The sequence below is a fragment of the Chitinophaga sp. XS-30 genome (assembly GCF_008086345.1).
Taxonomy (GTDB): Bacteria; Bacteroidota; Bacteroidia; order Chitinophagales; family Chitinophagaceae; genus Chitinophaga.
The window spans coordinates 4,683,005-4,709,612 of the sequence record NZ_CP043006.1; the positions used below are offsets into that span (position 1 = coordinate 4,683,005).

Annotated in this window: 23 protein-coding genes and 1 tRNA gene; 17 read left to right on the forward strand and 7 right to left on the reverse strand. The window is 48.3% G+C overall.

Features of this window, described 5'->3' with window-relative positions; all coding sequences use genetic code 11:
• The first annotated feature begins 10 nt into the window (after nucleotides 1-10).
• Nucleotides 11-661, forward strand: a complete 651-nt coding sequence (rpe, locus tag FW415_RS18960) for a ribulose-phosphate 3-epimerase (protein ID WP_148388190.1) — start codon at nucleotides 11-13, stop codon at nucleotides 659-661.
• A 13-nt stretch (nucleotides 662-674) separates the two neighbouring features.
• On the opposite strand, the gene FW415_RS18965 is transcribed toward rpe, so the two are convergent.
• On the reverse strand, nucleotides 675-1,067 hold the full coding sequence (locus FW415_RS18965; RefSeq protein WP_148388192.1) for a response regulator: 393 nt from the start codon (nucleotides 1,065-1,067) through the stop codon (nucleotides 675-677).
• 6 nt (nucleotides 1,068-1,073) lie between these two features.
• Nucleotides 1,074-3,698, reverse strand: coding sequence for a PAS domain-containing protein (locus FW415_RS18970; protein ID WP_148388195.1), 2,625 nt, complete (start codon nucleotides 3,696-3,698; stop codon nucleotides 1,074-1,076).
• Between the two features lie 224 nt (nucleotides 3,699-3,922).
• Between FW415_RS18970 and purE the strand changes: the two genes are divergently transcribed.
• From purE to FW415_RS18990, 4 genes are all read left to right on the forward strand, one after another.
• The gene (gene purE / locus FW415_RS18975) at nucleotides 3,923-4,378 is read left to right on the forward strand and encodes a 5-(carboxyamino)imidazole ribonucleotide mutase (RefSeq protein WP_148388197.1); all 456 of its coding nucleotides are present in this window, start codon (nucleotides 3,923-3,925) and stop codon (nucleotides 4,376-4,378) included.
• A gap of 115 nt (nucleotides 4,379-4,493) precedes the next feature.
• On the forward strand, nucleotides 4,494-5,468 hold the full coding sequence (locus FW415_RS18980) for a PhoH family protein (protein WP_148388199.1): 975 nt from the start codon (nucleotides 4,494-4,496) through the stop codon (nucleotides 5,466-5,468).
• A 110-nt stretch (nucleotides 5,469-5,578) separates the two neighbouring features.
• A complete protein-coding gene (locus FW415_RS18985) occupies nucleotides 5,579-6,034 on the forward strand; it encodes a DUF4878 domain-containing protein (protein WP_256378918.1) in 456 nt (151 codons plus the stop codon).
• A 220-nt stretch (nucleotides 6,035-6,254) separates the two neighbouring features.
• A complete protein-coding gene (locus FW415_RS18990; RefSeq protein WP_148388203.1) occupies nucleotides 6,255-6,797 on the forward strand; it encodes an inorganic diphosphatase in 543 nt (180 codons plus the stop codon).
• Between the two features lie 134 nt (nucleotides 6,798-6,931).
• Here the strand turns inward: FW415_RS18990 and FW415_RS18995 are convergent, their stop codons facing one another.
• Complete coding sequence (locus FW415_RS18995) at nucleotides 6,932-7,693, reverse strand: C40 family peptidase (protein ID WP_148388205.1); 762 nt, start codon at nucleotides 7,691-7,693, stop codon at nucleotides 6,932-6,934.
• Nucleotides 7,694-7,766: 73 nt separating this feature from the next.
• On the opposite strand from FW415_RS18995, the gene FW415_RS19000 reads away from it, so the two are divergent.
• From FW415_RS19000 to FW415_RS19015, 4 genes are all read left to right on the forward strand, one after another.
• Nucleotides 7,767-8,330 carry a sigma factor-like helix-turn-helix DNA-binding protein gene (locus FW415_RS19000; RefSeq protein ID WP_148388207.1) on the forward strand — a complete coding sequence of 188 codons (564 nt, stop codon included), beginning with the start codon at nucleotides 7,767-7,769 and terminating at the stop codon, nucleotides 8,328-8,330.
• Nucleotides 8,327-9,388 carry a tetratricopeptide repeat protein gene (locus tag FW415_RS19005; protein ID WP_148388209.1) on the forward strand — a complete coding sequence of 354 codons (1,062 nt, stop codon included), beginning with the start codon at nucleotides 8,327-8,329 and terminating at the stop codon, nucleotides 9,386-9,388. Before FW415_RS19000 ends, FW415_RS19005 begins: the two co-directional genes overlap by 4 nt.
• Nucleotides 9,389-9,455: 67 nt before the next feature.
• Nucleotides 9,456-10,019 (forward strand): RNA polymerase sigma factor, encoded by a 564-nt coding sequence (locus tag FW415_RS19010; protein WP_246858807.1) that lies wholly within the window; start codon nucleotides 9,456-9,458, stop codon nucleotides 10,017-10,019.
• A 23-nt stretch (nucleotides 10,020-10,042) separates the two neighbouring features.
• Nucleotides 10,043-10,399: a zf-HC2 domain-containing protein gene (locus tag FW415_RS19015; protein ID WP_148388211.1), complete on the forward strand. Its 357-nt coding sequence runs from the start codon at nucleotides 10,043-10,045 to the stop codon at nucleotides 10,397-10,399.
• A 10-nt stretch (nucleotides 10,400-10,409) separates the two neighbouring features.
• On the opposite strand, the gene FW415_RS19020 is transcribed toward FW415_RS19015, so the two are convergent.
• On the reverse strand, nucleotides 10,410-10,898 hold the full coding sequence (locus FW415_RS19020; RefSeq protein WP_246858808.1) for a nucleoside deaminase: 489 nt from the start codon (nucleotides 10,896-10,898) through the stop codon (nucleotides 10,410-10,412).
• A gap of 288 nt (nucleotides 10,899-11,186) precedes the next feature.
• Nucleotides 11,187-13,787, reverse strand: coding sequence for an ATP-dependent chaperone ClpB (clpB, locus tag FW415_RS19025; RefSeq protein WP_148388213.1), 2,601 nt, complete (start codon nucleotides 13,785-13,787; stop codon nucleotides 11,187-11,189).
• A 211-nt stretch (nucleotides 13,788-13,998) separates the two neighbouring features.
• On the opposite strand from clpB, the gene FW415_RS19030 reads away from it, so the two are divergent.
• Entirely contained in the window at nucleotides 13,999-15,246 is a 1,248-nt protein-coding gene (locus FW415_RS19030) for an OmpA family protein (RefSeq protein ID WP_148388215.1), read from the forward strand.
• Nucleotides 15,247-15,259: 13 nt separating this feature from the next.
• Here the strand turns inward: FW415_RS19030 and FW415_RS19035 are convergent, their stop codons facing one another.
• Nucleotides 15,260-17,173: a DUF3857 domain-containing protein gene (locus tag FW415_RS19035; RefSeq protein WP_148388217.1), complete on the reverse strand. Its 1,914-nt coding sequence runs from the start codon at nucleotides 17,171-17,173 to the stop codon at nucleotides 15,260-15,262.
• Nucleotides 17,170-19,170, reverse strand: coding sequence for a transglutaminase domain-containing protein (locus FW415_RS19040; protein ID WP_168208892.1), 2,001 nt, complete (start codon nucleotides 19,168-19,170; stop codon nucleotides 17,170-17,172). Before FW415_RS19040 ends, FW415_RS19035 begins: the two co-directional genes overlap by 4 nt.
• A 140-nt stretch (nucleotides 19,171-19,310) precedes the next feature.
• Here FW415_RS19040 and queG point away from each other — a divergent pair, with 140 nt between their 5' ends.
• The 7 genes from queG (at nucleotide 19,311) to FW415_RS19075 (ending at nucleotide 26,453) form a co-directional block, all read left to right on the forward strand.
• Nucleotides 19,311-20,237 carry a tRNA epoxyqueuosine(34) reductase QueG gene (queG, locus tag FW415_RS19045; RefSeq protein WP_148388221.1) on the forward strand — a complete coding sequence of 309 codons (927 nt, stop codon included), beginning with the start codon at nucleotides 19,311-19,313 and terminating at the stop codon, nucleotides 20,235-20,237.
• A gap of 65 nt (nucleotides 20,238-20,302) precedes the next feature.
• A tRNA-Pro gene (locus tag FW415_RS19050) sits at nucleotides 20,303-20,376 on the forward strand.
• A gap of 359 nt (nucleotides 20,377-20,735) precedes the next feature.
• The gene (locus FW415_RS19055; protein ID WP_148388223.1) at nucleotides 20,736-21,029 is read left to right on the forward strand and encodes a helix-turn-helix domain-containing protein; all 294 of its coding nucleotides are present in this window, start codon (nucleotides 20,736-20,738) and stop codon (nucleotides 21,027-21,029) included.
• 28 nt (nucleotides 21,030-21,057) lie between these two features.
• Nucleotides 21,058-22,605, forward strand: coding sequence for a restriction endonuclease subunit S (locus FW415_RS19060; protein WP_148388225.1), 1,548 nt, complete (start codon nucleotides 21,058-21,060; stop codon nucleotides 22,603-22,605).
• Between the two features lie 2 nt (nucleotides 22,606-22,607).
• Complete coding sequence (locus FW415_RS19065) at nucleotides 22,608-24,191, forward strand: AAA family ATPase (RefSeq protein ID WP_148388228.1); 1,584 nt, start codon at nucleotides 22,608-22,610, stop codon at nucleotides 24,189-24,191.
• Nucleotides 24,188-24,979, forward strand: coding sequence for a hypothetical protein (locus FW415_RS19070; protein WP_148388230.1), 792 nt, complete (start codon nucleotides 24,188-24,190; stop codon nucleotides 24,977-24,979). Before FW415_RS19065 ends, FW415_RS19070 begins: the two co-directional genes overlap by 4 nt.
• A gap of 10 nt (nucleotides 24,980-24,989) precedes the next feature.
• Nucleotides 24,990-26,453: a class I SAM-dependent DNA methyltransferase gene (locus tag FW415_RS19075; protein WP_148388232.1), complete on the forward strand. Its 1,464-nt coding sequence runs from the start codon at nucleotides 24,990-24,992 to the stop codon at nucleotides 26,451-26,453.
• Nucleotides 26,454-26,608: the final 155 nt, after the last annotated feature.

The window sequence follows — 26,608 nt, forward strand, 5'->3', positions numbered from 1 at the left end:
GTACCGGAACATGAAAACACCGATTATCGCCCCTTCCCTGCTTGCCGCCAACTTCCTCGAAATCGGGAAGGAGGTGGAAATGGTCAATAACAGCGAGGCCGACTGGCTTCACCTGGATGTGATGGACGGGCGTTTTGTGCCGAACATCAGTTTCGGGCTGCCTGTTATCGCGCAGATCAGCAAAATTGCAAAGAAGGTCTGTGATGTACACCTGATGATCGAAGAACCGGAAAAATATACGGAAGCTTTTCAGAAGGCCGGCGCGCAGATACTCACTGTGCATATAGAAGCCTGCGTGCATCTGCACCGCAACCTGCAGCAGATCAGGTCGCTCGGCATGAAAGCGGGCATTGCGGTGAACCCGCATACGTCCATTGGCTTGCTGGAAAATGTGATCAGGGATGCGGATGTGGTGCTGCTGATGAGCGTGAATCCCGGTTTTGGCGGGCAGCATTTTATTGAACAGACCTATACAAAAATCCGCACGCTGCGCGAACTGATAGACCGTACCGGCTCAAAAGCGCTGATAGAGATAGACGGCGGCGTTACGCTGGACAATGCCCACGATATACTGTCCGCCGGTGCTGATGTACTGGTGGCAGGCAATACGGTGTTTGCCTCAAAAGATCCGGTGGCAACCATCAGCGCGTTAAAGCAATAACAGCTTCCCCGGCTTACTTTGCCAGTTTCATGATCACATCGTTCGTCAGTGGCTTGGTGAGATACCCGGCCACAAAATCGAACTTGCCTACCCTTTCCTTGTCCGTATCATCGATCGATGAGGTCAGCACATACACCCTGATGGGTTTGCATAGCTGCGGGCGGATCGGCGCAAAGGCCTCGAGGAATTCCCATCCGTCCATAACGGGCATGTTGAGGTCCAGCAGGATCACATCCGGCAAGGCAGTTTCATTCTCCGTATTGGCGCGAAGGTGTTCGAGCACGTCCTGTGCGTCGGAGAATTTTGTTACGTCATTAGAGATACTCAATCTGTCCAGCATGATCTTCGTGATCTGCTGGTGAATCGGATCGTCATCTACTATAAAGATCGAATGCAGCGGCTTCATAGTTAATTATTCGGGGCTGAAGGTAATGATAAATTTTGTTCCTGTTCCTATCCGGCTTTCTGCCTGTATGCTTCCGCCCATCGCTTCGATCTGGCTTTTAGTGATATACAGGCCTATGCCTTTTGCGTCTTTATTTTTATGAAATGTTTTTCTGAAGCCGAAAAGCTTGGCCCCATAGCGCTCCATATCTATTCCTACACCATTGTCCTCAGCGGTCAGCACTACGCATCCCTCTTCTATCCGGCTGTGAAAATGCAGCCGGGGACGGATATCCGGCCTGCGGTATTTAATGGCATTGGTCAGCAGGTTCTGCAGGATGCTGTCCAGATAGATCCTCGGGTAAAGGATATCCGGCGCTTCACTGAAATCCGTAGTCAGATCAATGCCGCTGGTCTCAATGTCCACAAACAGGATATCTTTCACCTTCTGCAGCCTTTCCTCAAACAGGAGGCGCTCCCGCTCCACATTCAGGTCTTTCCGGATCTGAACGATCTCGATCAGGTCGTTCAGCGTTTCATCGATATTGCGGATCACCTCCTGGAACATGCTGTTGTACAGCCCTTTCTCCTCCTCGCTGTCCGTATCGTTCATGATCTGCATCAGCGCCTTCAGGTTGGCGATGGGCGCGCGGAGGTTATGGGAGGTGATATGCGCGAAGTCCTCCAGCTGTTTGTTCTGGTTCACCAGGTATTTGTTCAGGGAAGACAGCTGTTCATTGGCTTTGCGCAATTCCCGCTGCATCTTTTTGCTTTCGGTGATGTTGCGGGTAAAGATGGAAATGCTGCCGTCCTGCATGGGAGCCAGCAGAAACTCGTACCATTTATCCGGTACGGGCAGGTAGTAGGAGAAAGACACCGGCGCCTGCAGCGTCATGCATTGCCGGACGCGGGCATGAAAAGTAGAGCCTTCCAGCATGGGAAACACCTCAAAAATGTTCCTGCCGATCACTTTGCCATGGTCTACGATCTCCTGGGCCTTGCGGTTGATGAAATTCACCTTTCCTTCCTTATCCATCACGGCATAGCCCATATCTATCGTATCGAAGAAGAGGCGCATCAGTTCTGTATTACGGGTCAGCTGATCGCGGATCTTGAATTGCTCCGTCACATCCTGTATCACGCCGTATAACCTTACAATGCGGCCATTGCGGTACTCCGGTTTGCCGATGGCGCGCACCTGCAGCAGGTTGCCCCTCGCCGTGTGCAGCGATACCGGGAGATCGAATGCCTTTCCATGTTCCATGCAGGCCAGCAGTGCCTGGCGGACCTTCTTGCGGGAATCGCGGGTAAAAAAGGACATTGCCTTTTCCCGCGTCATGGTAGCGAAAGGCGGCAGTTCATGTATCTTGTAGGTCTGTGCGCTCCATCTCAGCCGCCGGGTGGCCATATCGTACTCCCAGCCGCCGATCTTGCCGATCTCACCGGTTTGCAACAGGAATTCCTGCGCCTTGGCATTCTCTATTTCCTGTCTCTTCTTTTCCGTGATATCATTGACCAGCGCCACAACGATCTGATCTTTATCCACCGGATCCTCTACCGGGAACATGGTAAGGTCCAGGTAGATCTCCCGGCTCATTTTTCCTCCCGCTACATCTACTTCGAATTCCAGTTTTTTCTCCGCGCGCATCATTTTCCCTTTCTGCAAAACCTGCATGAAAAGGCGGTCCATTTCAAACAGGCGTGCAAAGGGGTCGCTGATCATATTGTAGGCGGTGGGCTGCTCATCCAGTCCGGAGTGAGCGAAGAACCGGCGCTGCGTCTGGTTCACCCGGCGTATGAAACCGAAATTATCGAACTGGATATACCCAACCGGCAGGTTCTCCACAATATTGTACAGAAGCCGTTCGCTTTTCTCCAGGCTGATCTGGGCCACTTTTTTCTCGGTGATCTCGCTGAGAATGAGGAATAGATAGGCGATCTCCCCGTTCATGTCCAGCACGGGAAACCCGGTGCCTTCGTAGTAAAGCGGCACCAGCCTGACAACATCCTGTCCTTCTTCCTTTTCCTCGTTATAGCGCAGGAGCATTTCCTTTTTAACGGGTATTTTTTTGCGTGCCACTTCTTCGAGGAGGGCGTGCAGGCCACTGCGGCGGTTTATGGGGTCCTGGTACACATTATAAGGCAGATTGTTCACTGCCGGGTGGGCCTCTCCGAGTATCTGGCGCTGCATTTCATTCAGGTCTTTGCTCCAGCCATCCGGGGTGAACTGCTGGAGGCCGGCAGGCAGGTGTTCCAGCACACTGCGGAAAAAGCGTTCGTTTTCACGGGCATCCAGTTCCGGTTGGAGGCTCCGGCATACCATAACAACGGCTTCCTGGACCTTTTCTTCATTGAAGAGGGGGCTGAGGTTGATCTGGAAGTGGACAGGCGGGTTCCCTACGGCCACTGCAAAAGTGATACGTTCGCCGGCGATGGCGCGCTCCCAGTTATAGAGAGATTGCTGTAACAACTCGGGGCAGCAGGCTTCACAGAGTTTGTACATGCTGTCCCCCGGCTTCATTTCAGTGCCCAGGTACCTGATATGGTCTGCTGCGAATGCCGCATTGCAGGATACGAACCGCAGGCTGGTATCAAACACTGCTACCGCGTCCGGGAAGGCCTCCACCACCTGGTTCAGCAAAGCATTGTTCATGAAACTATTCAATTTGGCATAGGCGGTTGCGATCCGTCAAATGTACTCATTATATTATACAATTTCCTGCTATTATAGTGGTAAACAGGTATATATCAAAGTTTATCAAAAATTCACACGGGTATTCATGCGGCAGGGTGACTTCTTTTAAATATCTTTGAAGCAGGAAACAAATAGTTTCCTTTTTACGTTAAATTATAGTAGATTAAAAATCAGATCGCAGCATGAAAGTATTAATTATCATGGGCTCCGAGAGTGACAAGCCGGTGATGCAGGAATCGCAAAACTATTTACAGTTCTTTGGTATTGAAAGTGAAATGGTGGTAGCCTCCGCCCACCGGAACCCCGACAAGGTAAGGGAACTGGTGATCAACGCCCAGCCTCAGGGTTATGGTGTGATTATTGCGGCGGCAGGTATGGCAGCAGCCCTGCCCGGTGTTGTATCCGCCTATACCTCGTTGCCGGTGCTGGGAGTACCGCTGGAAGGTGGTTTACCCGGTGGTGTGGATGCTCTTTACTCTATTGTACAGATGCCCGCAGGCCTGCCTGTAGGTACCCTGGCCGTAGGCAAGGCCGGCGCCCGCAACGCAGCAGTACTGGCGGCACGGATCATCGCCCTGAGCGACAAAAACACAGCAGAACGCGTGGAAGCGTTCAAAGCGAATGGATACCGGATCTGACGACCGCAGGAAGGGCTGACTGCAAAACCCGAAAAGGCCCCCTGGCCGGAAGCCCTGCAGTCAGCCTGTTTTGAAGTCCAGGCCCGACATGAAGAAAATCATAAATCGAACCGCATTGACAGAATCGATCATTAACCTGGATAGCGTAAACCCGATAGAATTTTTCGGGGTAAACAACGGAAAGCTGGACTTGCTGAAAAAGAAGTTCCCATTACTGAAAATCTTATCCCGCGGCACGCAGCTCAAGCTGTCCGGCGCCCCCGAGGAAGTGGCCACTGCCAAAGAGAAGATCGGGCAGATCGTCAGCTACCTGGAGCGGAACGGCCATCTTACCGAGAATTATTTCGAGCAGATATTGGGTGACGAAGAGGGCATCAGTATCGACCATTTCAAAGACCGGAACCCTAATGAGGTGCTGGTGTTTGGCCCAAATGGCCGTACCGTGCGGGCCAAAACGGCCAATCAGAAGAAAATGGTAGCGCTGGCGGACAAGAACGATATCGTTTTTGCGATAGGCCCCGCCGGTACCGGTAAAACCTATACCGCGGTAGCGCTGGCCGTCAGAGCACTGAAAAACAAGGCCGTAAGGAAGATCATCCTTACCCGTCCGGCCGTGGAAGCCGGTGAAAGCCTCGGTTTCCTGCCCGGTGACCTCAAGGAAAAGATCGATCCCTACCTGCGCCCCCTGTATGACGCACTGGATGATATGATCCCGGCGGACAAGCTCAACTACTTCATGACCAACCGCATCATCGAGATAGCACCCCTGGCTTATATGCGCGGACGTACGCTGGACAATGCCTTTATCCTCCTGGATGAAGCCCAGAACTCCACGGACCTGCAGATGAAGATGTTCCTCACAAGGATCGGCTCCTCTGCAAAGGCCATTATCACCGGTGACCTCACGCAGATAGACCTTCCGAAGAACCAGAAAAGCGGATTGGGCCGGGCCACCCGGATATTGCGGAATATCGATGGTATCGGTTACCTGGAACTGGATGAAGAAGATGTTGTGCGCCACCGCCTGGTAAAGGCCATCATCAAAGCTTATGACGCGGCTAATGAAGATCATGAATTAACACGATCTTAACAGCCATTATTGTAAGTTGTGCAATTGAATGATTCCTGTTAATTTTGTTAATGACACTATAACTTTAACCTATCAACCACATGAGCTATTACAGGCGAATTGTATATTTGATGTGCGTATCCGGATTATTTTTCACGATAAGCTGTAAAAAGAGGCCTGAACCGCAGGAGGTTGCACTGGAATTCATGCATGCCATACAGGAATCGAACTTTGAGCGTGCGAAGGAATTTGCGACCAAGGAATCGCAGCAGGTCATCCTGCTCTATTCCATCTTTGACGGCAAACGCAATGAGAACGAACGCGAAAAGATCAAAAACGCCCAGTTGAAGGTGGTAGACCATATGGAGGAAGGCGACAAAGCCTCCGTTACCATCCTGAACTCGTCCGCCAGCCAGCAGGAAACCCTGCAACTGGTGAAAGAAAGCGGCCACTGGAAAATATCCCTGACCCTGGAAAGCATCCTACCCACCTATGTGGCGCCGCCAGGAATGGACATGAAGTCCATGGCCCCCGGTACCCTGCAGGATTCTTCCCTGATGGTCCCGGACTCCGCCGTGACCCGGTAGTCACTTTTTCCGCCTGTACATTCCACATTTTTATAGCTATTCCGTGTTTGTTCCTTAATTTTGCGCCTTTAGCGCAAGGTCAACACCTTTTTCCACCTTTCATATGATTGCCTTTTGCTGGAAATGCAGCCCCGCTGCAGGTTCGCAAGATCGTATGAAAGGTGCGTTCATTTGGGCCCCGCAAAAGAGAATTGATAAACAATAAAAGAAGTATCGAGTTATGACAACAAATCCATGGCACAACGTCAGTCCCGGTGAAAATGCCCCCCAGGTAGTGACCGGCATCATTGAAATACCAAAAGGGTCACGTGCCAAATATGAACTGGATAAAGAGAGCGGCTTGCTGAAACTGGACCGTGTGCTGTACTCTTCCGTTTATTACCCGGCCAATTACGGATTCATTCCCCAGACATATTGTGACGACCATGACCCGCTGGATATTCTCATCCTTTCCCAGATCGACTGTGTGCCCCTGTGCATCATGGACGCCAAGGTGATCGGTGTGATGCAGATGATCGACAGCGGAGAAGCGGACGACAAGATCATTGCCGTGGCCGCGCATGATATGAGCGTGAACCATATCAATGATATCTCAGAACTGCCGCCGCATTTTATTCACGAAATGCGCCATTTCTTCGAAGAATACAAGCGCCTGGAGAACAAGACCGTGAAAGTGGCCGAGTTCCAGAACAAAGCCGTGGCCGAACGCATCATTATGGAAAGCTTCGACTTGTACAATACAACCTTCGGCAACAAAAAATAACCGGTATTCCGGAGAAACCGGGCTGTAGCAGCAGTAATACGATGAACCTGTGCATCACGTAACCGGGATGCGCTCCATCTGATATCCGGACAAGCACCGGATAACATTACTGTTGGTACAGCCCGTTTTTGCGTCTACAACATTCTTTTGATGATCCGCAGTTTATGGGTACGCAGGCCGGTATCCGCATTCACGATCCCGAGATGATCGATGGGATCGATTCTCACCTTTCCCGCGGAGTGAATGATCTGGTGGTCGCTGAGCATGAGGCCGACATGTGTAATGCGGCCCGCTTCGTTATCGAAGAAAGCCAGGTCGCCGGGCGCCGCCTCCTGGATGAGTGACACGGTCTCACCCTGTGTAGCCTGCTGATAAGCGTCCCGCAGCAAAGGAATGCCGAGGATTTTATACACGGATTGTGTAAATCCTGAACAATCGATCCCGAAAACAGATTTTCCGCCCCAGAGATAGGGCGTATTCAGAAAAGTATGGGCAATTGCCCGCCATGCCGTTCTTGGAGAAGCAGGCGGTGAAAAAGGTTCAATTCCGGTTTCCGCCGTCACTTGTACGTTGCCCCAGGCTGTTTCTCCCATTTTCAGCATACAACCGTAGGGAATGTACATCGGCTGGCCGTTAACCGTCACCCTCGCAGCCCACTGCGTGGCCATATGCGTGGGAGCCGCCTCAAATAGGTCCAGGGTAATGGTTTCCAGGTGGGAAGCCGTCACCCAGCCTTCATAACCATCGTATTGCAGCCTGATCTTTACCCATCCATCGGCATTAACCGTTTCGGTTTCAACGCATTCCCCGAACAGCGCCTGGGAGATCATTTCGCTTTTATGGGCCGGTTCCGCCCGCAGCGGCATGACCGGAACTACTGTGATCGCAAATGGCATGTTAATTGTTTAAATAATATGACCGGCTGGTGAACTTTTGGCGCCGGAATGCGTAAATATAATAATAAGACTTATGCATCTTCTGCTAAATAATCTGAGTGACAAGGAATTGCTGTACAGGATCAGGAAACTGGAAGACCGTGAGGCCGCCGGTGTATTGCTGGACCGTTATAGTCACCTGCTGGTGGCCGCATGCCTGCCCCGGTTGAACGAGGAGCATCGTGCAGAAACCGTTTTCCCCGCGTTGACGCAGCAACTCTTCTCCCGTTTTCAGTTTCTTTACGGCAAGGTAAACCAGACTGTCTACACACTGATACAGCACTACTTTACCGCAGGCAGCAAGCTGCACAGCAAACCCTTTGAACCGCGCCATGCGCAGGCCGTGCATCACCTGGAAGGACGGGTGGGGCACGCCGGTACCAATCCCATTGAGCGCGAAACGCTGGCCCGTCAACTGGAGGCGGCGCTGGACAATCTTTTGCCGGAAGAACGGCAGCTGATCAGCCAGTTTTATATTGAGCACCGTTCCTTCGGTGAGCTGGCGATCTTCCACAACACCACCGCAGAAAAGATCAGAAATAAACTCAGCAAGGCCAAAAAGAAACTCGCCACGCAAATCGACCAGACAGGCTTATGAACAATTATCCAAATCCCAATAACCGGCAGGAAAGGATCTTCAAGATCTTCACACCCGTTCGCTGCATGAACAGGGACCAGCTTCCCCGTTATGTGCAGGACAATATGACGGAGGTAGAGAAACATCTTGTAGAGCAGCATCTTGTGGATTGCGACCTGTGTTGTGCTGCCGTGCAGGCATTGGAGCAGCAACATTATCATGAACCGTTCGAAAAATACAGTACGGAGCTGAGCAACTATCTGCACCGTGAATATTCCCCTGCACCAAAAAAACAGCGGCAACAGTACCGCACCCACAAATCCGCCCGCACCCGGGAAAGCCTGCTGTCCTATTTCTGGACCATCATGTTCATAGCCATAGGCGGTGGCAGCATCTTCCTGCTGCAGCAACATCTGAAAAACCGTCCTGCGGCGATGGTATTGCCCGTTAAGACCGCGGGGGCGGCAGACTTCCAACCCCCGGCCGTTCCTGCCGCACATATTGACAGCACCTATAACGAGGATGAGCCGGCTCCCCCGCTTCAGCTGAGCCACCCTCCCGTTGCCACCGCAGCACCCAAAGACACGGTAAAACGTGTGCCGCCGCCAGTCAGAGACTCCACGCTCGCCAATAAAAATGCGCCGGTAACGGTAAAGGATACACCGAAAAGCACTCCGGCAGTAACGGATACGGCCAAACGCACCGCTGCCAGAACGCCGGATACGGTTAAAAAAGAGGCGCCCAAACCGGAAAGGACAGTCGCCGCCAAAGAACCGGAGAAAAAGGAACCAGCCGCAGAAGAAACTCCCAAGGCAGCGCCGGCACCGGTTTCAGGAGACGAATCGCTCTTCCGGGCGGCCATGCAATACCAGCAACAGGGCAATGTCAATGAAGCAATTGACCAGTTCAGGAAACTTTCCACCAACTACAGGTATGCAGAGCGTGCAAAATTCCAGCTGGCCCTCTGTTACCGCACCAAAGGCCAGAACGCCAAAGCCCGCCGCCTGCTCCGCGAGATCGTAAAGATGAATGGCAATATGCAGGACCAGGCGCAGGCGCAGCTGGACAATATGAATTAATTCCCGCCACGCTTTATGGAATTCCCTCCCTCCCGCATCTATTTATGCAGAACGCTATCTTTACAACGTGAATCAACCCGACGATCAATACACGGACCAGGAACTGCTGCGGCGGTATAAAACCGATGGGAACAGCGACTGGATAGGCATGCTGTTCGACAGGTATGCCATCCTGCTGCTGGGTTTATGCATGAAATACCTGAAAAATGAGGAAGACGCACGGGATAGCGTGCAACAGATCTTCCTGAAAGTATTGTCCGAAATCCACAAGCACGATGTGATCTTTTTCAAAGCATGGATCTACCAGGTAACGCGCAACCACTGCCTCATGCAGCTGCGGCACCGGAAAGACCTTGAACTGAAGGAAACGCATATGCCCGGTGTTGCCGAGCAGGAAGACCATTCCGTATATGTGCAGAAAGACCAGCTGCTGGAAAACATGGAGGCTGCCATGGAACAGCTGAATACGGAACAGGCCACCTGTGTGCGCCTCTTTTACCTGGAGAAGAAATCCTACCAGGAGGTAGCGGAGCAGACGGGGTTTACACTATTACAGGTGAAGAGCTACATCCAGAATGGAAAGCGCAACCTGAAACTATTATTGGAAAAGTACAGTGAAAATAAACGCTAACTTGCATTAGCGAAAGCAAATTTATGAACGAACATTTTTCTGACATATTCACCGAAACGGACTGTCCCTCCCAGGATCAGCTGATGGCGTATGTGCAGGACAAGCTGGAGCCTGCGGAGCGGCACAAGGTGGAAGCGCACCTGGCAGACTGCGAGATGTGCAGCGAGGCGGTGGAGGGGCTGATGGCTATCCGTCAGAAAGAACAGATACCCGGCTGGCTGCGGCAGGCGAAATGGAATGTATTGCAGCAGCTCCACCGGAAAACACACAGAAAAAGAAAGACCGATTTTTATCTCTACATCGCCGTCGTATCCCTGATCGTGATATTCCTGGCGCTCATACTGTTCTGGTTATTCCATTTCTTCAACACAGGCCGTTAACAGACGGGCCTTAGTAAAGGGTCTTGTCCCCTTTTTCCATCCAGAGGCGGAATACTTCCCGCGCTGCTTCATCCGGGAAAGCAATAAAAGGAATTTTCTTTTGCCCGTGCGGCACATTGATCTCTTCGTAAATAAAGGAATCGTCAAAATTGATGGCAGCCGCTTCTTCCTTGGTATTGGCAAAAAATACCCGTGAGGGGCGCGCCCAGTAAATAGCGCCCAGGCACATGGGGCATGGTTCACAGGAAGTATATATCTCGCAATCGTTCAGCTGAAAGGTTTGGAGGCGGTTACAGGCATCTCGGATGGCTATTACTTCCGCATGGGCAGTGGGATCGTTCAATTTCAGCACCTGGTTCCAGCCTTCGCCCACCACTTCATCGCCCCGCACCACTACGGACCCGAAAGGGCCGCCATCCCCTTCCGTCATGCCCCGTCTGGACAGCGCTACGGCCATGGCCATGAATTTCTTTTCCCTTTCACCGATGGGATACATCATATCGAAGTTTCCTGCTAAGATAAGGCATTCCAACCGCACAGGGGAAGGCGCAGCTCAAGTCCACGCCTATCCTGCGGGCCTTTTAACCCCCCATTGTCAACAGCACGATCTTTTGCTCCGACGAAAACGATGACGAGAATGGAGGCTCGGCAGGACTGTAATATAACTTTAAATAAAATATTAATTTATATTTATTTACAATACATTTATAACGACATAAAAAAACCCGGATGAAGAATCACCCGGGTGTTACATATAACTGTATATCGTCGTATTAAAATAAACTTGTTACTTGTTCCTGATCACTACCACACCATCGAATACATCTATCAGCACAGGTTTCGATTTCTCCACTTCGCCTGCCAGTATCTTTTTGCTCAGCAGGTTCACGATCTCTTTCTGGATCAGGCGTTTCAGCGGCCTCGCGCCAAACTGCGGATCGTAGCCCTGTTCTGCCAGGTAATCCAGTGCGTAGTCGGAAAATTCCAATATCATGCCATTTTTAGCGACCAGCTCTTTCAGTTGTTGTAATTGTATGTTAATAATTCCTCTCACTTCGGAGCGCAGCAGCGGCTGGAACATGATCACCTCGTCCACACGATTGAGGAATTCCGGGCGGATGGTCTGCCTGAGCAGGTTCATCACTTCATCCCTTGTACGGTCCACAATATCTTCACGGTTGCCTTCGTCGATCTTTTCAAAATTCTCCTGGATGATGTGGCTGCCCATATTGCTGGTCATGATGATGATGGTGTTCTTGAAGTTCACCACACGGCCTTTGTTATCGGTGAGGCGGCCGTCGTCCAGCACCTGCAGCAGGATGTTGAACACATCAGGATGCGCTTTCTCTATTTCATCGAGCAGCACTACGGAATAAGGTTTGCGCCTTACCGCTTCGGTCAGCTGTCCGCCTTCATCATACCCCACATATCCCGGAGGCGCGCCCACAAGGCGGCTCACGGCATGTTTCTCCTGGTATTCGCTCATATCGATGCGGGTCATCATGCTTTCATCATCGAAGAGGAAATCCGCCAGCGCTTTGGCCAGCTCGGTTTTACCCACCCCGGTAGTACCGAGGAAAATAAAGGAACCGATGGGCCGTTTCGGGTCATGCAGACCAGCGCGGCTTCTGCGGATGGCATCCGCTACGGCTACGATCGCTTCATCCTGCCCCACTACCCTCTTATGCAATTCATCTTCCAGCGTCAGCAGTTTATCCCTTTCACTCTGCAGCATGCGGCTTACCGGAATACCAGTAGCTTTTGCCACGTTCTCCGCGATATCTTCCGCATCCACTTCTTCCTTCAGCAAACGTTTCTGTTGAGAAGATATCGTACTCAATTCTTCTGTGAGGCGCTGCACCAGTTCTTCCTGCTCCTTGACCTTGCCGTAGCGGATCTCCGCCACTTTTCCATAATCACCGTTCCTTTCCGCCTGTTCAGCCGCGAGTTTGAGGTCCTCGATCGCCGCTTTGGCGTTCTGCACTTTATCTACCAGTTCTTTTTCTTCCTTCCATTTGGACATGAACGTGTTGCGTTCATCGCTCAGGCGGGCAATCTCCGCGCCCAGTTCCCGCAGCTTGTCCTCATCATTCTCTCTTTTGATCGCTTCTCTTTCGATCTCCAGTTGCCGGATGCGGCGTTCCAGTTCATCCAGCTCTTCGGGCATGGAGTTCATCTCCAGCCGGAGCTTTGCCGCGCTTTCATCGATCAGGTCTATCGCCTTGTCCGGCAAAAAGCGGTCGGTGATATACCGGTGAGACAGTTCCACCGCAGCGATGATCGCATCGTCTTTAATCAATACATGGTGATGGTTCTCGTACCTTTCTTTCAGGCCGCGCAGGATGGAGATCGCATCTTCCACACTGGGTTCATCTATCAGCACTTTCTGGAAGCGGCGTTCCAGGGCTTTATCTTTCTCGAAATACTTCTGGTATTCGTTCAGTGTGGTAGCGCCGATCGCGCGCAGCTCACCGCGCGCCAGGGCCGGCTTGAGAATATTGGCCGCATCCATGGCGCCTTCCATGGCGCCTGCACCGATCAGGGTATGTATCTCGTCGATGAACAGGATGATGCCGCCATTGCTTTCCGCCACTTCTTTCACTACAGCTTTCAGCCTTTCTTCAAATTCGCCGCGGTATTTGGCGCCCGCCATCAGCGCACCCATATCCAGCGCATAGATGATCTTGTTGTGCAGGTTCTCCGGTACATCGCCATTGACTATACGATGAGCGAGCCCCTCAGCAATAGCGGTTTTACCCACCCCCGGCTCTCCAACGAGAATGGGGTTGTTCTTGGAGCGGCGGGAAAGGATGTGGAGGGTCCTCCGTATCTCTTCATCCCGGCCGATCACCGGGTCCAGTTTACCGGCGCGGGCCAGTTCATTGAGGTTCTTGGCGTATTTTTCCAGGCTGTTATATTGCGCATCGGCGGTCTGTGAATTCACCGTACCTCCCTTCCGCAGTTCGGTAATGGCGGTCTTCAATCCTTTTTCGGTCAGTCCCGATGCTTTCAGCAGCTTTGCGATATCATCGCTGCCGCCTAACAGGCCCAGCAGCAGATGCTCCACACTTACAAATTCATCTTTGAACTCCTGTATGCTGGAACCCGCGCGCAGGATAGCGTTATTCGCATCCCGGCTGAGCGCCTGCCCGCCTTCGCCGGTGGTGATGACGGTATATTTCTTTATCTGTTCGTCTACCTTCCCTTCCAGGAACGCTGTATTCACACCGTTCTTTTTCAGGAGGTATTCTATACTGTTATCTTCATCCGACAGCAATGCCTTCAGGATATGGCCCGTTTCAATCGCCGTGTTCTTTTGATTGAAGGCCAGTTGCTGCGCTTGTTGCAGCGTTTCCTGGGATTTGATGGTAAAATTATTCAGATTCATATGTTTATGCTTTACTCCTTGTGCGGGAGATTGTTCAAATGTTGATCCAATTGATAAAGACCGTAATTATGACAGGAAAAATGATACCAAACTGCTTAAATTTCAGTAAAATGCAGTGGCGACTGTAATAATTTCAGGTAAAACTCAACCCTCCTCTTATTTACATTGTTATTCCGTTATACGTCTATTCAATAACCTCAAATCCACTGTTATGGCATTCGACCTGCTTGATACCCTGAAAAGCCTTTTTAGCGATGAATTTTCCGGAAAAGCAGCGGCCCGGCTGGGCGAAACCGAAACCGGCGTCCGGAAAGCGATGGATGGCATTATTCCGGTTGTGCTTACCGGCCTGCTGCACAAAGCCGGCGCTCCCGGAAATACGGCGGACCTCATGACCCATGTGAAAGACGTGAGCGGCACCTATTTCACGCATATTCCGGAGGGATTGCCCGGAGACCTGCTCAGCAAGGGCGGAGAGATCCTTCGTTTCCTTTTCGGCAGCCGGGCGGGCGATATCAGCCGTTCCATTGCCGGGTATGCGGACATCAAAACCTCATCCGCCGAATCCCTGTTGCAAACCGCCGCCCCCATATCCCTGGGAGTAGCCGGGCAACAAGCCGGTGGTAAAGACCTGACGGCCAGCAGCCTGCTCTCCACCCTCAACAGCCAGAAAGAAAAGATATTGTCCGATGTGCCGGCCGGTCTTGGGCTGACCAATGTGCTTGGTGTGAACAATCTCGGGGATATCAGCCGGAAATTAGCCAGTGTAGCCGGCAGCGTAACCCGTAATGTACGCGATGCAATGGGCACGGCAGACCGCCGCGCACGAAGCCGCTGGCTGTGGATGCTGATCCTCCTCGTGGCCGTACTGCTGCTGCTCTGGTACTGGCTGAGAGGCTGCAATGCGGGCAGTGGCGATCATAACACGGATTCCGTTACCGTAGCCGGAATGGAACAATCTGCCATCGACGAAGTGTCTGAAGACCCGTTTGCCCGGGAAAACATCAAAGTCACCCTGCCGGACGGCAAACAGCTGCATGCTTATAAAGGCGGGATCGAAGACCAACTGGTCAGTTTTCTGCAAGACCCGAATACTACAGGGGGGAAAGACAAGTGGTTCGATTTCGATAATCTCAACTTCAAGACCGGCAGCGCAGAACTGACCGAAGAAAGCCAGATACAGGTAAGGAACCTGGTGGCCATATTGCATGCATTCCCCAAAACGAAGGTCAAAATAGGCGGATATACAGATCGTATAGGCGACAGCGTTGCCAACATAACGCTCTCCCGGGAACGCGCGGAATCTGTGCTGCGCTCCCTTCAGGCGGGGCAGGTAAGGCCTGTGCAGTTGCTGGGGGCAGAAGGCTACGGCTCCATGTACGCCAAAGCCTCCGCTGATGCCCCCAATGAAGAACGGAAGCTGGACAGAAGGATATCTGTCTGTGTAAGGGAAAAGTGAACGGCCGTTCTATCTACTCCGCCTTCACCAGCACTACCCTGCTGCGGTCTGCTTTATGGATCGCATTGAAAAAGGCTTCCAGCGCCGGGTATTCCTTTGCGGGAAACAGCCCTTCTTTCTGCTCCATTACCCGGATATACCTGATCCGGTTGCCCTCCATTTTTACGGTGGCGGTATATTTCCCGAAGGGACTTTCCAGGTGCACATCATTGAACACGGATTCCGCGGCATAACCGTCAGGTACCGTTATCTCTACGGTGTCCACATCGCGGTAAGCCATACTCAGATGGATGGGCGCTTTACGTTCGGTTTCCTCATCGAGTTTATAGGTAGCGCGGTTCAGCACATTGGGGGTGATGAACAGGCGTTTTCCGCTGATGGAAGCATAGCCGGTCACGGTAATGTCCAGCGACTCATCCATTGCCGGTACGGGCCGTTCATCCGGATGCTCGCTGTACCGGAAACTGGTGATATCGTAGCTCGGGAGGCTCAGTCTTTCCTTCAATATTTCCAGCTGCCTTTCCTGTGAAACGCTATGCACCAGACCGTGATACCAGTCCTGTTGCAGACCGGTGAGCTTTGTGAAGGAAGTGCCTTTCAGGTCTCCCTGCCCGTTGATGGCAGCTTTCAGTATGCGGCGCTGCTGATTCTGTTCCAGTTTATAATCAGGTGTGCGTACGAGCGTGCCACCATCTTCACCGATCAGCAGCACCGGCCGGTTGTTGGTAAAATCCCCGAGGTAACCGAACGGAGCCGTCTGGCTCGTACACTCCAGCCAGATGGTGTCTTTGCTGTTAGCAGAAGGTACACAGAGAATGGCGTGATTGAACTGGTTCGCCGCAAAATCCTCCACCAGGTCATTATTCCCGTCCCCCGCTTTTACGAGGATGTAGTTGGAACGGATGCCCGCTTCTTTCAGCAGGGCATACATATAGTTGCTGAGCGCTTTACAGTCGCCATACCCTTTCGTGGACACATAAGTCGCATCAAAGGGCTGGAATCCGCCAACCCCCAGCTGGATGCTGACATAGCGGGTCCGTTCCTGCATGTAGCGGTAAAGCAGGCGGACCTTCTCCCGTTCATCCTTTATATTATCCACCAGCGCATGCACTTCGTTCTTCGTTTTCTCCGGCAGTTGTTCACGGCCGTTGTTCAGGTCGCGGATGAATTTGCCGAGGTCCTGCCAGCTATTGATCTTTCCCGAATAACTGCCATAGGCAAAATCAGTCGGCGCCAGGTACACCATTGTGGTGCGGTAGCGAAATCCGGCAGCCAGCGGCTCTTTTTTCAGGGCCGGCACATCCTTTATTTGCCAGGTGTAGGTTTTTTCCCCTTTGCCGGGCGTTTCCTTCGGCTCTCCTTTGTAGTTGAAATGCCTGTAGCGCAACTGGTAATCCGCCGGCACCGTGACATCCAGCCGGCTTTCCTGAACGGACAGGAAGATATTGTACTGCGGCGTCCAACCCGGAAGGTAAAAGGTCTGTGACCAACGCTCCTCCCATTCATACTCCACTGTGTAGGGATAGGAGCGGTGATAAAAATCGTGGCTTTTGGAGCGGCTATCTTCCATGATGCTGTAATCGCTTATCGCGCTTTCATCTTTTATCTCGCTGTTCTTCAGCTTTCGCAGCTGTTTGCCGGAAGCATCGTACAGCGCCCCTTTAATGCTCTTTATTTCGTGGAACTTGTCGTATCGCTCATAAAATGCCGCATGTTTGGCGCCGCTTTCATTCAGAATGGTTACGGCATAGCGGGTAACCAAACGCAGGTCCTTTACACTATTCATTTTGATGCTCCTTTCATACACCCGCATTACGGCATCGGCGCCCTTCAGCAGTTCCGGCGGCACTCCGGTAATGCCGTATTGCGGATCAGCTGCCTGTGCCTGTGCAGCGATCAGCAGGAGGAAAAACCATCTTTTCATCATGACTTCTTCTTTAAAACGATTTGTTCCGCATGTTTTTTCACAACGATCTCGTAAAAATTGCGGAGGCTTTCGTATTCTTCCGGGCTGTAGGTGGCGCGGCTGAGCTTCAGGCGGGAGCGCATCTGTAACATGTCGCCCTGCTGCCCTACGAGGTACTGGAAAATGCCTTCCCCATCGTTGTACTTCACGATGGTGGATTTTGGCATGTCTTCCACCGTATAACCCGGCGGCAGCTGGAAACTCAGGGTATAATTGATATCCGGAACGTAGGGCATTTCCACGGGGTACCTTCTGTTGGCCGATTTAAAGGGATTGGTGCGCACCGCTTCGCAGAACATGGGCGAGAGATAGATCATGCCATTCTCCTCCTCCGGGTCCAGCACAAAATCGTAATCCACAACAGCCGGGTTACTGAAACTGGTGAGGCTGTCTATTTTCCCGTTCTTCAGTTTGATGTTGGAGCGAAAATCCTTTTCCACTTCCTTGAAGTAGTTCTCCTCTCCTTTCTCCCGCACTTTTTCCCGGAGGCTGTAAGAGTTGAAATAAGTCGCCTGTTGCTGGAAATGCCCTTTCAGCATGCCATTTTCATCAGGACCGAGAAAGATGCCCGTCACTTCCATTTCTTTCAGGGAATCCGGTTCAAAGGTGAGCGCCAGGGCTTCCGGGCTGACGAGCCGGGCGTGCCCGTTGTAGCAGTCCACATGCAGTTTCCCGAAGCCGAGGTAAGGCCGGGTAGCATCCATGGGATAATCCTGCCGGTCTATCTTCACGGTAGCCACGGTATAATTGAAACGGGAAGCGATGGGATACATGGGATAGACCTTTCCGTGGCTGCGGGTGCTCAGCAGCACCGGGTCCGCATGCAGGCCCGCCGCCCTTAACATGGCCACCAGCATAAGGTTGATCTCCGCCACGTTGCCGCTTTTTTTGGTGAAGGTAGTTTTGATGGACTGTTTGGCGTAGAGGGCCGAGAGGTCCGTGCAGGTATAGTTATCCCTGACGAAGTAATAGATGCGTTGGGCTTTTTCCCGCAGACTCGTCACCCCGTCCGTCAGTTCCTCCACCGTACGCGTCAGGAAACCGTTGTGTTTGTCCAGCGTACCGGCATATTCCTCATCTTTCAGCAGCATGTCCATGAATTTCGGCCAGGTACTCATGACCGGTTGCGCCACAGAATTGGGGTATCGCACGGTAGCCAGCTGAAATTCGATATAGCTGATATGGTTGCCCAGGGTGGTGATATAGTTTTCCGGCTTGAGGGGAGCCACATCCTTCATCACCCAGCGGTGGCGTGTGATGCCCGGGGAGAGGGATACACTTTCCGTATTGACGGCGGAACCGCCATATCCCGTTTGGGAGGGCACCCGCAGGTTGTAGGTTTTGCGGGAGTTCTCGCTGTCTTTGATGAAAAAGTCGTTATACCCCTGGCTGATGAAGATATATTCGTAGTATTCCGGCAATTCCACTTCATATTCGCTCCACAACACCGGGTGCTGGCCCTGGAAAGCCCATGGGCGGAGGTGGTAGGGAAATTCCGAGTTGACCGTATAGGATATTTCTATGATAGATCCTTCCTTTACGTTCGGCAGGGTGAATTTCTTGCGGATGTGGTTCTTGTCCAGCTTCTCGGTGAACACGCCCTTACTATCCAGTTTCGTTTCCACCACTTTACCGTTTTCCAGGTTGTAGGTAACGGCTTTAACGTTCTGCAGCATTTCTTCCTTGCTGCCTTCGCGGTACAGCTCTATTTCCACATCCGCCATATCGTAGGCGTTCTTGTTGAGAATCTTGATCCTCCGGTAGCGTTTGTACACCTGGATGAACCATTCATTTCCAACATCAAAGGCGGAAGAACCGATATCGGCCATAATAATAGCGCTGGCTCCGGTATCCAGATCGGTCCGGGTCTGTTTGAAATCCTCAGCGGAAACTCTGCCAAAGCGGGCCGGGCTTTTTTTATCCTGGGCAGCAACGATGGTGGCTAACAGGAGAAGCACAGCTACTAGTTTGGGTGTTTTTAAAGGCATACGGGTCAATTGATCAGGTCAGGGACTATTTTCAGGGGGTAAATGTATATATTTTCCTTTATAATATCACCCTTTTGGGGCAGGATGAATGTTGTAACTTTGTAGGCGATATGCAGTTACTGGATAAAAATACCCGGCTGGTAAAGGAAAAAGCCCGGGCATTGGGCTTTGACCATTGCGGCATTGCGAAGGCGGAGCAGTTGACAGACGATGCTTACCGGCTGGAGCAGTGGCTGAAGCAGGGTATGCACGGGAGCATGCATTACATGGAGAATTATTTTGACAAACGTATTGATCCCCGCCTGCTGGTGGATGGAGCGCAAAGCGTTATCACCCTGTTGCTAAATTATTATCCTTCCGAACAGCAGGCCCCCGAAGCCCCTAAAGTGGCGAAATACGCGTATGGGGAGGATTATCATGAGGTGATCCGTGCCAGGTTGAATGAGTATTTATTTCAGCTGCGGGAGGCCTTCGGGGATATTCAGGGGCGGGGGTTCGTGGATTCCGCTCCCGTGCTGGAGCGGGCCTGGGCGCAACGCAGCGGGCTGGGGTGGATCGGGAAGAACGGGAACCTGATCCATAAACAGGCCGGGTCGTTCTTTTTCATTGCCACACTGATCGTGGATATTCCGCTGGTGTACGATTCCGTTGCGGGGGACTATTGCGGGAGCTGCACGAAGTGCCTGGACGCCTGCCCTACCGGGGCGCTGGTGTCCCCGACGGTGGTGGACGGGAGCCGGTGTATCTCCTATTATACGATAGAATTGAAGGAAGCGCTGATCCCCGATTCGATGGAAGGGCAGTTCGACAACTGGATGTTCGGCTGTGATGTGTGCCAGGATGTATGCCCCTGGAACCGGTTTTCGCGGGCAAACAGCCAGAAAGAGTTTGCGCCGATACCGGAGATCCTGAATTTTTCGACATCGCAGTGGGAGGAGATGACGGAGGAGGAATTCCGGCGGATATTCCGGAAATCGCCGTTGAAGCGGAGCAAGTATGCGGGGATACGGCGGAATCTGAAGTTTTTGGGAAAGTGATGGAGGCGGTGGTTTGGAAATAATTTTTTGAAATTTGGAAGCAAAGAGTAAATTTGCAGCCCATTCGGGATGTAGCGCAGCCCGGTAGCGCGCGTCGTTCGGGACGACGAGGCCGCAGGTTCGAATCCTGTCATCCCGACTAAAGCCAAATGGCGCCATTTGAAGACAAATGGTGCCTTTTTTTTATTAACTGCCTATTTATCAGTATAAAGCAGTTTATAATCGCGAATTGTCCTTCGTGAGAAATCACTTAATTACATCTCTTATCCTGCTAAAACCTTCAAATAGGCAAAGATGTTTACAGGATTCGAACCGGTTTAATTTCTTTCCTGGAGTATTTTTATTAAGATACAACTATCGCCAATCAGAGTATACTACACCCTCAAGTCAGACTATATCTGAAGTTATATCAGGACGAACGATTTTTCTTTTCAGAGGCGATTACTTCCCGATATACTGCTTATATTTACCAAAATCTGACAAGTCAAAACAAGGGTAATGGAAACTCAATTTGGTATTCGGGTAAAAGAACTTCGTGAAGCAAAAGGGTTATTGCAACGTCAAGTAGCTGCGCTACTTGAGATAGATACTCCATTGTATAGTAAAATTGAAAGAGGGGAACGGATCGCTAAAAAGGAAGTAGCTGTTAATCTTGCTTCTATTCTAAAGGTTGACGAAAAGGAGCTATTGACTCTTTGGTTGGCTGATCAGGTATATGATGTCGTTAAAGATGAGAAACAGGCAGGAGATGCACTAAAAACAGTGTCGCAAAAATTAAAAAATAGGAGTTAATAACGAAAATCTTCTGAAAAGATTTAAAATGAGCGAGCAAAAAGAAAAATATGATTTACCTGAAGGTTGGAAGCGAGTAAAACTTAAGGACATTTCTTTAAGGATACATTATGGATATACAGCAAGTGCCGTTAAAGAAGATACAGGTATCAGGTTTTTAAGGATAACTGATATACAAGATAGTAAAGTGAATTGGCAAAAAGTACCATTCTGCACAATACAATCTTCAAATATTGATAAGTTTCTACTTAAAGAGGGAGATATTGTATTTGCTCGAACTGGAGCCACAGTTGGGAAAAGCTTTCTGATTCCCCAAAATATACCTAAATCGGTATTTGCCTCTTACTTGATTCGGATTGAATTGTCACAGCTAATCAACCCTACCTACGTATACTACTTTTTTCAAACTGCTGATTATTGGAGACAGGTTGGTATAAAAGCTGTTGGCATTGGACAACCGAATGTAAATGCTACTTCACTATCCAATATAGATTTTCCGTTGTGTCCACAAGACGAACAAATAAGAATTGTTTCAAAACTTGAAGAACTGCTAAGTAGCCTTGATAAAAGTAAGGAACAATTAGAAACTGCTATAATGCAAATAAAGTATTATGGCCAACTATTAATGGAAGATATATTCTCAAAAAACAATTCAGGAAAACTAGAAAAACTTGGAAAGTTACTAAAATTTATTGGAAGTGGAGTTACTCCTAAAGGTGGGAAAGGAGTTTATACACATACAGGCGTAATTTTTCTCAGGAGTCAGAATGTCTACCCTAATAAACTAGAGTTAGATAATGTTGCCTACATAAGTAAAGAACTACATGAAAAAATGAATCGAACTCATGTTGTTCAACATGATGTGCTCCTAAATATTACTGGCGCATCTATTGGTAGATGTGCGTTTGTTCCCTCAAATTTTAAAGAAGCAAATGTTAACCAGCATGTGTGTATTTTGAGACCAATTGAAGGGAAACTATTCTACAAATATTTATCAACGTATCTCAATTCTCCGGTCGCTCAAAAAGCTATTATGGAAGCCCAAACGGGAGCTACTAGGCAAGGTCTTAATTATTCACAAATTAAAAATTTGGAAATTTTACTGCCTAGCATAGAAACGCAAGAAGTGATGATAACAACCTATGAAGAAAGAAAATCCATTTGTGACAAAACCGAGCATATTTTATTACAAAACATTATCCAAATCGACACATTAAAGCAAACTATTCTAAAAAGGGCTTTTGAAGGAACTTTAATTGAGCAAAATACTTTTGATGAATCAGCTTTGAATATTATAGAAAAAATAGAACTCGAGAAGATGAAAATTTTAGCTGACGAGAAAACTACAAAAAATAATTTACCTAAAGACATACAGATGGACGAAAAAGTAAAAAATATACTTGAGGTATTACAAGATCATGCCCAACCTATACCTGCAAAGCAGCTTTGGCAACTATCTGATAGAAAAGGAGATATTGATGCTTTTTATGCAGAATTGAAAAGTCTCATTGAGTCAGGTAAAGTTATAGAAATGCCAAGAGTCGGAAAGGATTCATTTTTAAGACTATCTGAATAATCATGAGAATAGATAGCGTCTACATCAAGGAATACAAAAACCTTAAGGACTTCTCCATTGATCTTGACGAAAGGGAAATGAAGACTGTTCTGCTTGGACAAAATGCTACAGGGAAATCTAATTTCCTGGAAGCATTAATACTTATATTTAAATATCTCGACTTAAGTACAGAAACGAAGCGAGACGCTCCAATCTTTGATTATAAGATTGCTTATAAGATAAAAGGGCATAGCATTGAAATTAGTTGTGTTAGTAAAGCATATACCATTGCTGTTAATGGCGAAGCACCAACGTTGAAGTCATTTTTTTCTTCACAAGGAAAATCGGAATATCAACCAAAATATGTTTTTACCTATTACTCAGGGTTAAGTAATAAACTTAAGGAGCTATTTTGGGATCATCAAAAAAAATTCTATGATAAAATTATTAGTGATAGTTTTAGAGAAGATGAATTAGATTCCTTGAGGAAACTATTCTATGTTCAACTTGTTCATTCGTATTTTGTTCTGTTGGCATACTTCACTCATGAAGAAAAAGATACTATAACCTTTCTTAAAGAAGTTTTACATATTGAAGATATAGAATCAATACTTTTTGTTTTAAAAATGCCCGGATGGGCTAAGAATAGAATTAAAAGTAATCCTGATGATATTTTCTGGACAGCAAAAGGATTGGTAAGGCCATTTCTTGAAAAGCTATGGGAGCTTTCTTTGGCGCCCATATATCACACCAAGGACGTGCAGGTAGACTTCGATGATTATGATCAGCAGGAACAATTATATCTTTTTCTAAAAGGCAAAGACAAACTAAAAGAGCTTGCCAATACATACACCAATAACACAGCGTTGTTTAAGGCCTTGGAAAGCACCTACATTTCAAAGCTGATTTCTGAAGTACGGATTAAAGTTAAAAAGAGGAACGTAGATGGCAGTATTACATTTAAGGAGTTAAGTGAAGGGGAACAGCAATTACTCACGGTCTTGGGTCTATTAAAATTTACAAAAGATGAAGATTCCCTTATTTTACTGGATGAACCCGACACGCACTTAAACCCTATCTGGAAATGGAGATACTTAGAGTTTCTGGATAAGGTGGTAGATCGACCGGCAACTACACAAATTATACTTAATACACATGATCCTTTAGTAATCGGTAATCTCACTAAACAGGAAGTTCGGATATTCCAGACTACCTCAGAAGGCAAAATCGTAGCGCTGGAGGCCGAGACCGACCCCCGAGGACTAGGTGTTGAAGGAATACTTACAAGTGAATTATTCGGACTGCCTACTACTATCGATGAGTTTACGCAACAGAAATTGGATGAGAGAAACAAACTATTGGTAAAGCAGCAAGAAGGAAAACTTTCAACCAAAGAACAAAGTAGGTTGAGAAGTCTGTACGAAGAGTTAGAGGCTCTTGGATTTGGCAATACTTTCAGAGATCCCTTATACCAAAGATTTATTGTTGCGTATAGAAATCGAGTTAAGGATCACGGAAAAAGCAGTTTTACAAGGGAAGAACTGGAAAGACAAAACGTCTTAGCTATGGAAATACTTGAAGAACTCTCAAAAGAAGAAGAAAAATGATTCACATTGATAGGACAGATTTCGAACCAGATGTTGATTGGGTAAACAATGCAGATGCGTTAACTCAGCAGCTTATTAACTCACCCGACGAAATCTCCAGAAATAATATTATCGATGGCAATGAAGGCGTGTGGCGAGAATTAAAGGATTTTTTACTGTCCATCTCATTTAATAAATGCTGGTATTCTGAAGCAAAGGACGTATACAATCATCTACACGTCGATCATTTCAGGCCGAAAAAAATAGCACTGGGCATTGATAAAGTAAATTATGGTGGTTATTGGTGGTTAGCGTTTGCATGGAGAAACTATAGAGTTTGTGGAGGTGTAGGGAATGTAAGGAAGCGGGACAAATTCGCGGTAAGAAATAATAAGTCAAATGATCCTAATACTCCTATTGAGGACGAATTATTCTACTTCCTCGACCCCTGCGAAGAAGAAGATGTGCTCAAAATTACATTTAATCAAAATGGAGAAGTAACGCCGATAACCACTACAGGATGGGACTATGATAGGGCGAGATATACCATTGAAAGCCTTAACCTTAACTTTAAATTACTGAAAGAAGCAAGAAAAGAAATATGGATTAAAAGTTCTACACTAGTTTCAGAGATTCAAAATTTGATGGAGCAAAATGATTTGGCCCCAAGTGTTTTAAGAAGAGGGCAAATAAAAGAAAAAATAAAGCACCTAAAAGAATTAGTTCAACCATCGGCAGAATTTTCAGCAACTGTTAAGGCTTGTCTGCTAAGTACGGGATTAGTTTGGGCATCGAAAATAGCAGCTTAAAAATTTAAAAATGGCAACAAATAATATAGCACAAAAAATTTGGTCGTATTGCGACACCTTAAGAGATGACGGCTTGGGATATAACGACTATCTGGAACAGTTAACATACTTGCTGTTTCTAAAAATGGCTGACGAGAATAAAGAAAAATATAGTTTGCCAGATGTATGTAACTGGAAAAAGCTAGTAAATAATTCCGGCGGCACCCTCTTAGAACAATATGAGCAGATATTAAAGTCCCTGGCTGATTCCGGCGGTATGCTTGAGAAGATATTTGCAAGTGCACAAAATAAAATTCATGATTCTGTAAAGCTGAAAAGGCTTCTTCAGCTTATTGATGAAGATAACTGGTCAACTACTGGCACCGATATTAAAGGAGAGATTTACGAAACTCTATTACAAAAGAACGCGGAGAATAGTGGTGCGGGCCAATATTTCACCCCGAGGCCGGTCATACAAGCTATGGTAGAATGTTTGAATCCTCTACCTGGTGAAACAATCGCAGATCCCTCTTGCGGAACGGGTGGTTTTTTCCTAGGATCGTTGAATCATATTCGTGAGAATAATAAGCTTACCGACAAGGCAAAAAAATTTCTGAAGTTCGATACTTTCCATGGATGGGAAATTGAAAAGGCTACAGCGAGACTTTGCCTGATGAACTTATATTTACATGGCATTGGCGATTTGAAGAAAACACCAGATATACAGGTTTCAGATAGTCTTAACCCAATGAAAATCGGAAAGGAGGTACCCCAAGTAACGATTGTTCTTGCAAACCCACCGTTCGGGAGAAGCAGCAGCGACATTCCAACAATCGATGAAAACCAATCAAAAAAAGAGGGCTATTTTCTTCGGGAGGATTTCTGGGTCACTACGAGCAATAAACAACTGGCATTCCTGCAACACATTGTTTCAATGTTAGAGGAAAATGGCAGGGCTGCCGTGGTTTTACCTGACAATGTTCTATTTGAAGGCGGTGCTGGTGAAACGATTCGTAAAAAGATATTGGAAGAATTAAACTTGCATACGATTTTAAGGCTTCCTACCGGCATATTTTATGCGCAAGGGGTAAAATCCAATGTATTATTCTTTGAAAAGAAAAAGCCAGCTAAGGCAAAGGGAACAAAAGAAATTTGGTTTTATGACTATCGCACCAACATACATCATACCCCCAAAACCAACCCAATCACTTTTGCAGATTTAAAGGACTTTGTTCAGTGCTATAATGTATACGATAAGAATAAGCGTAAAGAAACATGGGCAAAAGACAATCAACAAGGTCGCTGGAAAAAGTTTACATACAATGAAATTCTTGAACGAGATAAAACTAACCTAGATATTTTTTGGCTAAAAGATGATAACCTGATTGAACTTGATAACCTCCCCGATTCGGAGGTACTCATTGACGATATTATTGAGAATATAGAAAGTGCCCTTGCAAATTTCAAAACAATAAGAGACACGATATCAGAATAATTAATAAATAGTGGAGGGGTTGACTTCGATCACTTTGTAAGTGATTTAATAGAATACATCATTCGAAGTTACCCGTCAATCATAGCAACAACAATATAAAGCTATAATATAATCCTAAGACATTTTCTGTGAAAAACAATAATCACTTTAGTTAC